The 15,300-nt window shown below is 31.8% G+C and carries 12 protein-coding genes; 4 read left to right on the top strand and 8 right to left on the bottom strand.

The annotated features are described in order from the left end of the window. Positions 1 to 802: 802 nt before the first annotated feature. From DK442_RS27220 to DK442_RS27185, 8 genes are all read right to left on the bottom strand, one after another. Positions 803 to 1,114 carry a hypothetical protein gene (locus tag DK442_RS27220; protein WP_109439081.1) on the bottom strand — a complete coding sequence of 104 codons (312 nt, stop codon included), beginning with the start codon at positions 1,112 to 1,114 and terminating at the stop codon, positions 803 to 805. 297 nt (positions 1,115 to 1,411) lie between these two features. Continuing rightward, positions 1,412 to 3,871, bottom strand: coding sequence for an outer membrane beta-barrel family protein (locus tag DK442_RS27215; protein WP_109439080.1), 2,460 nt, complete (start codon positions 3,869 to 3,871; stop codon positions 1,412 to 1,414). Positions 3,872 to 4,018: 147 nt separating this feature from the next. Beyond that, positions 4,019 to 5,047 carry a hypothetical protein gene (locus DK442_RS27210; RefSeq protein WP_200825179.1) on the bottom strand — a complete coding sequence of 343 codons (1,029 nt, stop codon included), beginning with the start codon at positions 5,045 to 5,047 and terminating at the stop codon, positions 4,019 to 4,021. An 81-nt stretch (positions 5,048 to 5,128) separates the two neighbouring features. Continuing rightward, on the bottom strand, positions 5,129 to 6,463 hold the full coding sequence (locus DK442_RS27205) for a YHYH protein (protein ID WP_109439079.1): 1,335 nt from the start codon (positions 6,461 to 6,463) through the stop codon (positions 5,129 to 5,131). 81 nt (positions 6,464 to 6,544) lie between these two features. After that, a complete protein-coding gene (locus DK442_RS27200; RefSeq protein ID WP_109439078.1) occupies positions 6,545 to 6,958 on the bottom strand; it encodes a hypothetical protein in 414 nt (137 codons plus the stop codon). Positions 6,959 to 6,969: 11 nt separating this feature from the next. After that, positions 6,970 to 7,278: a hypothetical protein gene (locus DK442_RS27195; protein WP_109439077.1), complete on the bottom strand. Its 309-nt coding sequence runs from the start codon at positions 7,276 to 7,278 to the stop codon at positions 6,970 to 6,972. Continuing rightward, positions 7,278 to 7,832, bottom strand: coding sequence for an RNA polymerase sigma factor (locus DK442_RS27190; protein WP_109439076.1), 555 nt, complete (start codon positions 7,830 to 7,832; stop codon positions 7,278 to 7,280). Before DK442_RS27190 ends, DK442_RS27195 begins: the two co-directional genes overlap by 1 nt. A 115-nt stretch (positions 7,833 to 7,947) precedes the next feature. After that, positions 7,948 to 8,262, bottom strand: coding sequence for an EF-hand domain-containing protein (locus DK442_RS27185; protein WP_109439082.1), 315 nt, complete (start codon positions 8,260 to 8,262; stop codon positions 7,948 to 7,950). 317 nt (positions 8,263 to 8,579) lie between these two features. Between DK442_RS27185 and DK442_RS27180 the strand changes: the two genes are divergently transcribed. The 4 genes from DK442_RS27180 (at position 8,580) to DK442_RS27160 (ending at position 15,273) form a co-directional block, all read left to right on the top strand. Further along, entirely contained in the window at positions 8,580 to 10,298 is a 1,719-nt protein-coding gene (locus DK442_RS27180; RefSeq protein WP_109439075.1) for a carbohydrate-binding protein, read from the top strand. 422 nt (positions 10,299 to 10,720) lie between these two features. Further along, positions 10,721 to 11,257 carry a helix-turn-helix domain-containing protein gene (locus DK442_RS27175; protein WP_109439074.1) on the top strand — a complete coding sequence of 179 codons (537 nt, stop codon included), beginning with the start codon at positions 10,721 to 10,723 and terminating at the stop codon, positions 11,255 to 11,257. Between the two features lie 107 nt (positions 11,258 to 11,364). Further along, on the top strand, positions 11,365 to 12,876 hold the full coding sequence (locus tag DK442_RS27170; RefSeq protein ID WP_109439073.1) for a serine hydrolase: 1,512 nt from the start codon (positions 11,365 to 11,367) through the stop codon (positions 12,874 to 12,876). An 882-nt stretch (positions 12,877 to 13,758) separates the two neighbouring features. Continuing rightward, positions 13,759 to 15,273, top strand: coding sequence for an NADP-dependent isocitrate dehydrogenase (locus DK442_RS27160; RefSeq protein ID WP_109439071.1), 1,515 nt, complete (start codon positions 13,759 to 13,761; stop codon positions 15,271 to 15,273). Positions 15,274 to 15,300: the final 27 nt, after the last annotated feature.

The following is a 15,300-nucleotide window of genomic DNA, read 5'->3' as shown; positions in this document are numbered from 1 at the left end:
GGCCATTATTTAGTCAAAAACATACAGTGAATTATTGGAATTATGAGAAAAAAGAAAAAAACTGTAAAATTCAAAAAGTAATATCCCGACTAAAAAACGAATAGATAAAATATGAATAAAACAAAAAGAACATTATTTCTAGTAATAGCGGTAATAGCTATTATAGTGATTTTTCTATATATCACCACCCTATTATATGTGTGTTTAGGATATGATGATCTATTTTAATCACGATGACAGGGCTAAAGAGATGTTTACTATCCATAAGAACTGACTGATCTTGATTTTTTTTAGGAATTAGAAAAGTCACGATGAATTCTATCTAATAGAAAACTGTAAAATGAAACATTTGGAAGAAAAAATATATGCTTTATGTATGTTGGTAGTCATACTGTTTATATGTACAATATTGTTTATAATATCATTGTTCATGGAATAGCTCTGGTAAATAAAATCAACATAAAAAAGCCATCAAAAATGATCATGAAAATAATACAAATTTTGCTAGGTGTTGCTAATATCTTACAGACGTGTGTATTCATTTGATAATGTAGTATCAAAGAAAAACAACCATGAAAGCAGTAAATGATATTAAAAAGGTTACAATAAGATTTTCTCAAGAATGATTTAGTAATCCAAAAGAATAAATAGAATGTCAAATTTTCTTAAGTAGTGTTCATACGCTTTATACTTTTTAAAATTAAGTCTCTGTAACATTAACCGTATGAAAGCGCATGAGTCTTGAAGAACAACCTACTTAATATTCTGTCTAAAAAATCTATTGACTATGATTTTTATATGCCTAAATTTTACAATTTCTTTTGTTACATACCAGATCTTTCTTTGGTATTAGAAATTTCTCAAATTCTTCCATAGAGATAAAATAATCTTTATTTATATCTATTCTGTAAAAGTGTTTATTAGTTGAACCTTTTACTTCTTTAATCGATAGTAGACCATCTCCGTCTTTATCAAATTTATTAAATATTTTTTCCCATTTGGGAAGTGTGCTGGTTTTCGATCTATTGCCTAAGTGTTGGCTTGCTGCCTCCCATGAGCTTAGTAGTGTAAACATAATGGATAGTGACATCAGTTTTATCATAACAGATTTCATTGTTTTTGTTTTTATGTTATTTCTTCTTAGACCAAAAATTTCAACAATAGTTGTTCTTGTTATGAGTATTTTAAATAAATCTTATACTCTTTTAAGCGAAATTTTTTATCATTATTTAAATAAATTCTTCTCTAATCGATTAATTATTTGATAACAGGTTTTATTATTATTTTTAATCTCTTTGTATATGATCCCATTACATTCATAAAACCGGAACCCTTGATATTTAATAATTTCTCTGGTTCCTTTAGGAAGACTATAAATTTGATTATCAGAATTATACATTTTTAGTTATTTTTAAAATCCTTCTTCCTCTTCATTATTTTGCTTTTGACGTCCGTTTCTTTCCTTTTTTTGATTGATACGATAAATAAAAGATAGAGTGATTTGCCTTTCACGCCGCTGCAGTTCTCCTTCAGAGGTAAAGAAATCTGTTTCAGTTGACAATAACCGTTTTCTGGAGTTTAGTAAGTCTCTTACATTCAGGGTAACGGAAGCTTTTTCACTCAAAATATCTTTACTAAAGGCCAGATCTAAGAAAAAGATACCATCATACCTTGTTTGTGAATTCTTCCTGGGACCTCTGTAATTGGCATTGGTTTGCCATTGTATTTCTCCAGGAAGTCTAATGTTTGAACTAAAACGAGAAAACCAACTTGTATTTTCAGTCCCATAGTCTACATCGTTAAAAATTCCATCTGAGACGAATTTAAAGAGGTTGAAGCTCCAATTGAATCGTATCTTTCTAGATGGGTTATATAGTATTCCTAATTCTGCTCCATAACGTTTGTTGGTAGATAAATTAACAGGTATGGAGCGAATAATAAATATCCCATCAGCTGTAGTTTGTCCGGTTTCTTCCTGAATTACTTCAAAAGAATTCGTTTCCCGTTGATAGTATATTGATGATGTCAACGTTAGCTTTTCCCAACGTTTTAAATATCCTAAGTCAAAAGCATTAGCATAAGCAGGGTCAAGATCCGGATTTCCCTGAAATATATTGATAACACTAGATCTCGAAGGAAACGGATTAATAAAAAACCCTCTGGGTCTGTTAATCCTCCTGTTATAACCAAGAGAAATATTCTCATCCTCTGCTAATTCGTATATTAAGTTTACTGTTGGAAAAAGACCTAAATAATTCTTATCAAAATTTAGATCAACATCCTCTCCTAACAGTTCCTGTAATGCATCTGCATCGTACTCTGATATAACCTCACCTTTTAAACGAGTGTTTTCTAGGCGTAACCCAAACAAAAAAGATAATTTCCCAGTTTTATCACCATATTGAGAATACAATGCATTGATGTTCTCTGTATAGTTAAATTGATTGGTAAGGTCTTGATTGATCTCAAATTCTCCTGTATTAAGATTAAGGGTATCCAATTGATACACTGTAACTTCTTTTTCAAAATCACCTCGATACCCTGCCTCAAATTGCTTATCCCCAATAGGCAATACATAATCCGTCTGTAACAGAAACTCATTCTGTGTTTCGGTCTCAAAAACCGCCTCTTCACTAAGCAACTGATTATCAGGAATAATAATATTCTCATCAATAGTAGTAATTACCTCCTCTTTATTATATCCATATTGAAAATCAGCAGTAAGTTGATGACCTTCGTCATTAAAATTATTGGTATAATTCAAAGAAGCTTGATAACTTTTATCATCTTCACTTTGATCTTCATTTCTTAATGTAATATCGTTAATATCATTCTGAGCAAATCGTTGACTATTGTTTTCTGTGGTTTCATGTTCATCAGAAAAGCGTGCAAAAATGCTTCCGGTAAGTGAAGATTTTTTGGTTAGATAATACTCCATACCCAAATTGACATTAAATCCCAAATTTTCACGAGATACGTCTCTTTCTTCAATAATCCTGGTATAAGTTCCATTGGTATATGAATTGTCAAAAAAAGCACTTCCGGGCGGTTCGCGATAAAAATAACCAAGAGTATTAAAAATGTTGAATTTATCCGAACGTAGATTAAAGTTAGTAGTAATCTGACTTGCTGTGGGATACCCAATATTAGTATTGATAGATCCATTTAGACCAAGAGTCTTTTCTTTTCGAAGAATAATATTTAATATCCCTGCTGTTCCCTCTGCATCGTATCTTGCCGATGGACTTGTAATTACCTCTACCCGTTCTATGGCATCAGCTGGTAACTGCTGTAAAATATCACTAGATCCAAATCCCACTAAGGCAGATGGTTTACCATTGATCAGTATGCGAACATTTTCATTTCCTCTTAAACTTATCGTACCATCTACATCCACAGCTACCGAAGGAACATTGTTCAAGACATCACTTATATTGGCACCACCTACAGTAAGATCCTTACCTATGTTGTAGATTTTTTTATCCAACCTAAGTTCTACGGTAGTTTTTTCTCCAATTATTGTTATTTCATCTAATGTCTCTGTATCGATGGTAAGGGTAATAGCTCCCAAGTCAATTGAACTTTGTAAATTTTGTTTTTCAAGGACATAGGGCTTATAAGAAATATATTCTACGCGTATGATATAGTTTCCGGGTGAGGTTTTTATATTAAACTTTCCACTTGCATCTGTAATCCCTCCATTAACCACACCCGGATTATCTAAATTTTGAAGCACTAAAGTTGCGTATTCCAGAGGTTCATCAGTTGCTTCGTCCAAAACAACCCCTTTTATATCTATAGTATTTCTTTGGGCAGAAGCCAGATAAAAGTTGAAAAACAATAATAATAGTATAAAGCCCTTGAAATTCATATTTTTTTAGCAGAATTGTATTAAATCGAATATTTATTGCTTAAACTTAAAGGAATATGATGTTAACAAAAGCTAATTTCAGCCAATAGACATAGCTTTTCATTAAACTCTAATTGCGGTTCAGTAAGTAATATTGTGAAAGATATTTTATTGAACAGTATAGCTAACAATCACTTCATTGTCCAAAATAACATTGGTAGACCATATGAATTCTGCATCATTTTCTGGATCGTCAAAAATATCAGTAAAGTTCGTATATGATGGTTTGTTATTCACGACAATAGTTTCATTGGTATAGGTTGTCGCATCAGGCCAATCAGAAGTATCAAAATTTTCATTCATCCAAGTACTAGGTAATTCCCAGTGTAAGGCATAAAATGAAGTCCCATCATTCTCACTAGCCGTATCGCAATTAAATGAACTTCTTGTCGTTCCGCTTTCAGTAGGACAGCTTAAATCTTTGATAGGAGACGTATAAAATGTTTGTGCCTTCCACTCACTTCCTGTAGTAGCTATTATGTTTTGTAAAACATCCTTAAAAACAGCCACCATACCACCATCACCAGTATAATAATCACTACCTTGATTGTTCTCTGAACCTAATCCCAAATTTTCTTCCCAATCCACCAATTTCATAGCAATTGTAAATGGTCGCGACACTCTAAACTTTACGATATGTGAGTTGAATTCAGTAAATGGTATGGCGTCTTTACCTACAAACTCTCCATTTATGTAAAGCTCGAAATAATTATCAGCAAAAATGTATCCGGTAATAACTTCTCCATCAGTATCAATTTCTATAATATCATTGTCATCAAATGCTGCTAAGGCCTCTGTTGCTGTAGAATATTGAATGCCATCAGGATTAAACAAATCAGGAGCAAATGGAAAAACACTATTATTATAGTTTACTTCTGCCGGTACAGTCCAAACCGAATTGTCTGCCGCGGTTATCGTTCCAACTCCGGCCACTCGTTGGCCTGGAAGATATAAGTTATCTATTGTTGTAGTTGCCAAACCCTGTGATACAGAAGCTGTACCTAAATATTCACCAGTAACTGGGTTATCATCATCTGAATCTGTATTATTATCATCAGAATTGTCGTTATCACAATTTAAACAAGATAAGGCCATAAGCCATAGAATCATCATATACATATATCTACTAGTTTTCATTTTTATTTATTTATGGATTAAAGAGTTAATTATCATTACTGAGATTTCAGTACCTCCAATTTATTTTCAACAATCGAATCCTTATCTCTGATAAGTTTCAATCGTTACATTCCCCTCATTGTCAATGTATTCATAAGTGTATAAATTGTTTTCATCCCAGCTATAATTGATATAATATAAATCAGTTTCAATTTGATATTCTAGGGAGTATGCATTAGTACCTGTTGAAGTAAATCCAGTAATTACTGCACCTGGTAATGGTGTTAATGCAGGTCTGACCTCTTGGGTCATAGCTTGTGGCAAGATTTGATCTTCAGGAGCAGTCGTGTTTGGATCTAATGCTACTTCACCTCGCATCCCTGCTATAAAATATGGAAATGTATCCGTGGTATGATATTGGTATGAACCATCTTCATTAAACTTTCCTAGATATTCGTCCAATTCATCTGTCGTTTTTCCATAAACTGGAAAACCATCAAGTGCGTATGCTAAAGGTTGATCAGAGCCTATAATCGCTTCTAAATGTGTTGGAGGAATATGATAATGATAATCGTCTGCTCTTCCGCAATGTCCTCCCCAATTATCTAATTCACCAATAATCAATGCGTCTTCTCCACGGTTGTTTAGAGTATTAAAAATTGGGATTCCGTTAACTGCTACAGCAATAGCACCTCTCATAAAATGTTCTGAAGACAACAATGGGGTTTCTGCTAACACAGGTTGTAATGGGAAAGCCCATCTATTTTCTCCAGTATAATTTTGATCTATTGGAACTTGTTGCTGCCAATTTGTAATACCAACCATCATGCTATGCTCAGGAATTCCTGCTGACGAAACATAAAAAAAGGTGTCATCTGAGTTTGTTGTGACATCAGAAAAATGTCCAAAATATGCTTCTAATGCTATAATATCGTTTGCTGGGACAGATATTGGTTCATTTGTAGAATCATCTGTAGAATTATCACAAGCAAGCAAGATCAAAACCAATATAGCAAATAATGTATTCACCATCAATTGCTTTCTCTTTTTAAAAAGAAAAAAGAGTACAACAGATAAAAAAAATAGTCCTGCTAGAACTTTCTTTTTTGTTGTTTCTATCGATAGCCAAGATTGATTTTTGTTACCACTTTGATCATAATGGCCAAGATGATTGATGGCATTGATAAATGCAACCCTTTTTTCAATACGCTTTTGATCATCATAAGAGAATGAACTTATATGATACGCTACAATTTTTCCTGATTTTGTCTCCAAAAACACGATACCTTCTTCTGATTTTAAAAAAGAGGCTTCAATAGTTTTGTTATCGATTGTCCATTTTGTACCATTTTTAGATCCATGTCCTTCTGAGTGAGCAAATATATTTATACTAAATATTAAAAAAACTGCTAAAAGTGAAAATGAGAATGGTTTCATAATAAAAGAATTTTGAGTTTATCTTTTGACAAGAACCAAGATCAAATCCTTCGCAGATTTTGAATTTTTTTTAAAGTTTTTTTATCTAAGTATGAATTTCACTGCTTTGTCTTTAAAATATTTATATTGAATCAGTTGTTCTTTTCTTAAAACGGATTTCATAGCTTCAAAATGCTCTTCTGTAATTTTTATTTTTTGAGCTTCAATATCTTTTATGCAATCTAAAAAAGAGTTTGACGGAGCCCGAAAATATTCTTGAATGCATTGCTTTTGTTTATTTCTTAATTCAGACATGGCTTTACCATGCCTTCTACTAATTTTTTTGAATTGTATGTCTTGAGCTTGATCCAAATGCAGAATTTCTATGGCATCAGGTTTGGAAGGTCTGTTAGATTTATCCAATGGCTTTTTTACCCATAAGGTATAACCAACCTGTATTATATTAAGTACTAATAAAATAATTACGACAGTTTTATACAGTAGTTCTTTTTTCATTCTTTATGTTTTTAAAAAGTATAATCTGATAGTAAATAGATTTCATTATTGCGGCTCTCTAATACATTCTTTATATTATCATTTTGTAGTTTCAATGCATATACATTTACTATAACAATAATTATTGATGCAGCAGCTATCCATGTTAGATGAACCAATGGAATAATTTTACTTTCTTTATTATTCGGAATCTTAGCAATTATTTCATTAAATAAACCATCTTTAGGAATAGCACGTTTTGCATTATCAAAACTTCTTAAAACCTCATCTACCCATTGTTCTTTTTTACCCATTACTTTAAAATTACTTCCTTTAGACACTATTTTTTTGATTTTCCTTCGGGGTAAATAGAAATTAATTGTTTTCTCAATTGAGATTTTGCCCTTTGTAACAAACCTTCAATTGATTTTAGAGTAACCCCCATTATATTACCTACTTCATGTCGCGGCAACCCTTCAATATAACTCAAAATAAAAGCGGTCTTTTGATTGGCAGGAAGTTTATCAATCGCAGTAAGCAAAAACCAGGCTTTTTCTTGGTTTTCTAGCTGAATTCCAGGATGATTAAAATCTACACTATGTGATTCTTGGATTTCACTTCCTGACAAGGGTAACCTCTTTCTTTTTTCCAACTGATTAAGTGCTTTGTTTATAGTTATTCTATAGATCCAAGTACTTACTTTAGATTTTCCTCTAAATGTTTCTGCTTTATTATAAATAGTTAAAAAAACATCTTGTGTAATCTCTTCGGCCTCCTCGATATTTTGTAAATAGCCAATTGCCGTATGGTATACTTTATCCTTATACAATACATATAACCGATGAAATGCCCTGTGATTACCTTGTGCTATTTTTTTAAGAAGCCGAGTTTCTATATGCTTACAAATTATGGTTAACCTTTGTTGTATTCTTTTTTTTTCAGAACAGTACTTTTACAATAACTCGCTATACCTTATCTATAAAAAGTATCTTTTTACCTTATTTATTCTTTTATTGCCTTCTTCCCTGCAGCGGTCTTTGTCGATTAGGTTTTGGTGCTTTTTCTATTTCCTCTTTTGAAAGAAAACCATCGCTGTTAGTATCGATTTTAGAAAAGTCATTTTTTAAAGGACCTTTGACTTCTGTTTCTGATAGTTTACCATCTTTATCTACATCCATAGTTTCAAAAATCTGATCTATATTAGGAGGCCCTTGATTTCCTTTACCTCTTGCATTCGAATTTGTAGTTTCATTAGTGGATTTACAAGATGAAACAAATGATGACACCATCAATACGATCAATAATTTTAGCATATTGCTTTTCATAATTAACATTTTTTGTTTATTAAATAAGACTATGAATTTTGGAAAAAGTGAAGAAAAAAGATGCTGTTTTCAGTGAGTCAAACAAAGTTTTCAGTGAATGAAAATTTTGGCTCTGCAAACCAATTTTTACTTATTCGTTTTGAGCCTATTTTTGGAAAACCTCTCATTTAATTTGTCTCCTATTTGTGTTATTTAAAAAACAAAAAGAATACTGATGCAAGCTATTTTATGACCTACGTTTAAACCTTTTAGTATCTTTAAGCTTAAGGTTCAAATAATCAAGTAGCAAAAGCATAGGTCAAATTAAACTTTATATAATGAGCAAAATTTTTTGGGTTACCACTACGTTATTCTTTCATTTCCTGTCTTACGCTTCACTACCCCAATCGTTCGATCCCAATATATCTGAAGAACTTCGTATGAGGGACGGGATGCCTAATTTATTCAAAAAAACAAACAATAAAAGTAATATTACCATAGGGTTTATCGGGGGCAGCATTACTCGACAAACCGGCTGGAGTGATAATGTATTTACCTGGTTTCAAAATCAATATAAGGATATTAGTTTTACCGAAATAAATGCAGCAGTTCCTGGCACAGGAGCAGATTTTGCCGCTAGTCGAGTAAAGGATAATTTACTCATTCATAAACCTGATGTGGTTTTTATTGAATATCGTGTAAACGGTGGAGGTGGATATGAAGCACGTGCCATTGAAGGCTTGATCCGCCAAATATGGGAAACAGATCCAAATATCGATATCTGCTTCGTATATACCGTAGGAGAATGGATGTTAGATAGGTTAATGAATGGTAAACAATACGGTTTTGGTATTATTATAGAGGAAATGGCCAATAAATACGGTATCCCTTCAATTGATTTTGGAGTCGAAGTAGTGAAACAACTAAAAGCCAATCAGCTGGTTTTTAAAAATTCCAATCCGGTTGAGGGCAAAGTAGTATTTTCTAAAGACGGCGTGCATCCAAATACTGATGGCCACAAAATATATAGTGATATAGCCATTCGATCTATTTTGTCTATGCATGAAATAGGTGAAAGCGGACCGCATACAATTCCTAATCCCATTGTGTACAATCATTTTTCAAACAGCTCATTGTTATCGGTCCACAATGTCATAAAAAGTTCAGGTTGGCAAAGTGTGGACATAAATACAGATGCTGTTTATATTAGTGACCGATATAGAACTAACAGTATGTTAAGCGATGCACTTAAGTGTTCAAAGGTGAATGAAACTCTGACATTTAATTGGGAAGGAGATTTAATTTGCTTCACAACCATTCCTCAAGGTAAAGGCATGGAAGTTGAAATTATCATTGACAACGGTGCACCCGAGACCTTTACTTTTGAGCAAAGCTCAGGAAATGTATATTTTTCAAAATTCTTTTATGCCAAACAACAAGAGGTTGGACAGCATACCTCAAAACTAAAAGTAACGAAATTACCGGACGGAACATCTATTTATATTGGTCAGGCAATGGTGCATAACCTACCTTCTGAAAGTAATATTGAGGATAAGCAAAAACCTTTTAAAGAAGTTCATACTATTCCTGGACGAATTGAGGCTGAAGATTTTGACACAGGAGGAGAAGGTATTGCTTTTCATGAAGTTAATACCAATAAGAAATCAGAAACCAATTACCGAAGTGAACAAGATTTGGATGTTGAGATTGAAACAAAACCAAACCAATCAAACGGACATATAATAAGCTGGACAAGAGATAATGAATGGCTAGAATACACCATACAGGTAAAAAACACAGGCGAATATATGATTAAAGCAATGGCTACTGCACGTAATGATGCCATGGAACAAAAGGGTTTACATCTTTTTTTGGATGGAAAAGCTTTAACCGATAAAATTAGTGTAACACCATCAGACGATTGGTTTTCGGATTGGGCTGAATATTCTGTTAACACAAAATTGGAAGCTGGAGAACATGTGCTGCGTGTTAAGTTTTTCACTACAAGTCGCTGGTGTATAAACCTCGACTATTTGGAGTTTATTGCAAAACCATAACACCAACTCGATAGTTGGAATTGAATACGCTGTCGCTCGACTTTTTTAAAAAAGCAGAAACCAAATTTGAAATTTTGGAAAAATTAAAAGTTGATCAATACTATTATTCATCAAAAGATTATAAAAGCTTTTTAAATTGAGATAACATTGTTCTTTTTCAGGACACTTTTCATTCCGATTATGAGAAGAAGATGTGACGTAAATGTTAAACTAAGTAGTTTACAAAAAAAATAAAATAGTGATAACAATTTGTATATTGCATATGCAGCCTTAAGGATGTACATTATATATACAATGTTATAAACAAACTAAAATTGAAGCTAATGAAATAAATATTATAGATTAAAACTACCAATATCAACATAGTATATATACTACTAGAAAAAAGACTAACCAAATCATAATTTTATATAATATAATAAATGTCCAAACTTCTAGAATATCGAGAGAAATTAAATCTTACCCAAGAAGAACTGGCAGAAAAATCAAGAATCTCTGTCAGAACGATACAGAGAATTGAAGCTGGAGCTAGACTAAAAGGACATACTTTAAATGCTATTTCTGAAGCATTAAATATTAGTAAAGAAGAATTAGTCAAAGAAAAAAGTGAAGAAACTTTGGATCTTAAGCTTGTAAAATTGATTAATCTATCTTCGTTACCATTTGTTGCAATTCCCTTTGCAAACATACTCGTTCCAGCTGCTATTACTTATTTTAAAAAAGAATATAATTCATTGACAAAACAAATTATTTCAGTTCAAATAATGTGGACTATTGTTTCAGGTACTTTATTTTTATTGAGCCCTTTTTTCAATAGAGTATTTACATCAGAAATTAGACTTACCTTACCTGTCCTGATAGTTTCTATTTTATTAAACATTATAATAATCCTAATAAATGCTATAGGATTAGACAAAAACAAAAGTCTTCGTATACACCTGAAATTTAGCATTATATAAAAAATGTCGGGAATTTGTCGGGATTTTATCGGGGTGTTTTCCTACTAATTTATTTTTAATTTACTGAGTATTGCATCATTGTTTAACCAAAATTATAATCAATAACAATGAAGCAATTCAATCTACTTATTTTTACAATCTTAATTCTTCTTTCTAAAAATATTCAGTCACAAGTTTCTAAAAATTCAACACTTTTTAAGGAGTTAAAAAGTGTTGATAGTCTATTCTTTGAGGAAGGCTTTAATAAATGTAATTTTCAAATACTAGAAAAATATATCCCATCAGATTTTGAGTTTTATCATGATGAAAACGGTGTACAAAACAGAGAACAGTTTATAAAAGGTTTTAAAGAAAGTATTTGTTCAAATACCGAAAAGAAGCCAATCAGAAAAGTAGTTAAAGAAAGTCTCCAGGTTTTTAGATTAAAAAACAATGGAGAAACATACGGAGCTATTCAAAAAGGTGTTCATCTATTTTATATCAAAGAACCTAATAAACGAATGTATCTTACTAATATTGCAAAATTTACATCTGTTTGGAATATCAAAAATGGGCAATGGAAACTATCCAGAGTCTTAAGTTATGATCACAAAGAACCGAAAGCAGATTACGGATCTGGCTTTAATGCAAATTACCCAATACCATTATTTGAGAATGATAAAGAAGTAGAAGCACTATTAAAAAAACATAAAATCCCATCTATATCAATTGGCTTAATCCAGCAAGGTAAAGTGAGTCAAATAAGAACTTTTGGTTTTCAACAAGATACCATAAAAACTGGAATTAATAGTATTTATAAAGTGGCTTCATTGACTAAACCTGTTGTCGCCAATGTAGTGCTAAAACTAGTAGATATGAATAAGCTAAACCTTGATGAACCACTATCCAAATACTATGTTGATAATGATTTAAAAGGACATCCATTTTTGACTAAATTAACCGCACGCAACATATTAACACATCAATCTGGTTTACCTAATTGGAGATATTTAACAAAAAATAAAAAATTAAGTTTTCTAAGAGAGCCTGGTATCCAATGGGAGTATTCTGGAGAAGGGTTTGAATATTTACGAAAAGCCATTGAAAGTAAACTCCAAAAACCTCTAGAAGTAATAGCTCAAGAATTACTGTTTGTTCCTTTAGAAATGAGAAACACTTCATTTTACTGGACATCAGATGTTAACGAGGATCTATATGCCGTAGAACACGACGAAAATGGTAAAAAGATTGCCTTTAAAAAATATACTAAAACTAATGCTGCGGCAAACTTACTAACAACTACAGAAGATTATTCTAAATTTTTAGTTCATATTTTAAATGGTGCGGGAATTTCCAGAGAATTATATCAAGAATTCATCAAACCACAGTCTAAAGAAAAAGAAGGAATATTTTGGGGCTTAGGAATACAAATATTACCCAACTTAAACAAAAACGAAACTGTGTTAATGCATACCGGAGGAGATTATGGAACCAAAACACTTGCTATTATTTCATTAAAATCTAAAAAAGGATTAGTTGTATTTGCAAATTCTGAAAACGGAATGATTTTATGGAATAAATTATTGAATGAATATTTACCAAATTTTGGGGCAGAAATAATGAGTAGAAATATGAAATAGAAGAATCATATCGAATACACAACAATTTGTATATTGCGTATACATCTTTTTAGTCCACAATGTACCATACAAAGGATATTAGGCGCAATATCAGATAGAATCACAGGTTACTCCAAAATTTGCACTTTGATATATAAATTGTGGATACACTAAATAGTGTAAGAAATTATGATAGAAAAAAAAGAAAGCAATTCAAGAGAAATAAGAATATTGATAGTAAATATAATAGTGTCTTTATTCATTTTATTTCAAGCCTTAAATGGATTTGGAAGAAGAGATATGGGTTTTGGATTTACACTTCTACTTGCCAATATATTTATTAACTTTTCCCTTTCTTTTCTATTTAAAGAGAGTGTATTTTTAAAGTATTTCCTTATCGTAAGTTTTATGCTACATTCAAGTGTTCTAATTCTTGTAATATTTTCTGATTCATCACCTTTAATTAATAGAATTATCGTATTTATAATCCTTGAAATTATTGTCTCAGTTCTTTTTTTAATTTTCTTTAAAATTCTAAATAGGAAAATGAAAAACAGACAAAATACTATACAAAACAATCTATAAAAAATAGCTTAAGTGTACAACCAAGGCATTTATACAAATTGACTTATGGTTTTCATATTTATATATGTATACTGTTCTATTTTCAAAGTTAACATAGAAAAATCATTAACTCTTTATTTATACTTATAATAATTAGTATTAACTATTTTTATATAATAAAAAAACCTATGCTCCTTTAGAGCCTACCAGATATAAACCTTCAGATTTAAGAGACATCACACCAATTTATTAAATTTATTAATGGTTTTAATAAAATATATAAATAAAAATTTATGATATGTAATTTCCATCTTTGCTTTAATCAAAAATAAAATAAAGATGAAGCACAACACTTTAGTTCAAAACAAGAATATAAATAGGTCGGATAAGTTAATAAAAGTTGCTGTAGCTCAAGGTGATGGAATAGGTCCCGAAATAATGTCTGCTACGCTGAATATTTTAACAGCTGCAGGAGCGAATATTGAGCCTGAGTTCATAGATCTTGGAGAACAAGTGTACTTATCGGGAAACACAGCTGGTATTAGTAAGAACTCCTGGGAAGTCATAAATCGCAATAAATTAATCTTGAAAGCACCGATTACTACTCCACAAGGTAAGGGGTATAAGAGTCTAAATGTGACTCTGAGAAAATCACTTGGATTATATGCCAATGTACGTCCGGTTAACGCCTTGCACCCTTTTGTTCAAACTCACTTCCCTGATATGGATGTGGTTATTATCCGTGAGAATGAAGAAGACTTATATGCAGGAATAGAACATCAACAAACACAAGATGTAGTACAATGTTTAAAACTAATTACAAGACCAGGTTGTGAGCGAATAATTCGATATGCTTTTGAATACGCAAAAGCATATGGAAGAAAAAAAGTCACTTGTATGGTGAAAGATAATATTATGAAGCTGACCGATGGATTATTTCACCAAGTATTTAATGAAATCGCGTTAGAATATGAAGATATCAAAAGTGAATCTCAGATTATCGATATAGGATCTGCAAAACTAGCCGCTCATCCAGAGAACTATGATGTTATTGTGACCTCAAATTTATATGGAGACATCATATCAGATATTGCAGCCGAAATAGCTGGATCTGTGGGGATGGCAGGCTCTGCAAATATTGGTACTAATATCGCTATGTTTGAAGCGATCCATGGTTCTGCTCCTGATATTGCCGGACAACATATTGCAAATCCTTCAGGACTTATAAATGCTTCTGTACTTATGTTAGCACATTTAGGTCAATTAGAAATCGCTGATCAAATTAAAAATGCCTGGTTAACAACAATTGAACAAGGATATCATACAGCAGATATTTATCAGGAAGGAAAAAGCAAGAAAAAGGTATCAACACAAGAATTTGCAGATGAAGTAATCGCTAGATTAGGAACCGCTCCAAAAGATTTAATCACTAGCAAATTGACCGAAGGTTCTGGAGTTATGAAAACCTTCGAGTACAAAAGAAAAAAATCAAAGAAAGTATTAGTAGGTGTCGACGTATTTATTGATTGGGAAGGTTCTGATCCGAAAGAAATTGGAGATGCTTTGTCTATAATTAATTCCTATAATCTAAAACTGAAAATGATTACAAATCGCGGAGTGAAAGTATATCCAAACGGTTTAGAAGAAACATATTGTACAGATCATTGGAGATGCCGATTTGTGGCTGTGGACGCTGAAATACTGAAAACAATTCCAATTTATAATGCTATTGATCACGAACAAATCATAGCTCTTTTGTCTAAGTTACATAGCAAAGGCTTTGATGTAATCAAAACCGAAAACCTCTATGAATTTGACGGCAAAAGAGGGTTTTCCCTTGGGCAAGGAGAGTAAACAGTATCATAAAAATTAAATTAATTT

The organism is Aquimarina sp. AU119, from assembly GCF_900312735.1.
In the GTDB taxonomy this organism is placed as follows: Bacteria; Bacteroidota; Bacteroidia; order Flavobacteriales; family Flavobacteriaceae; genus Aquimarina; species Aquimarina algiphila.
The sequence above is the reverse complement of the archived record's forward strand: the minus strand, read 5'-3'. Positions and strand labels throughout refer to the sequence as shown.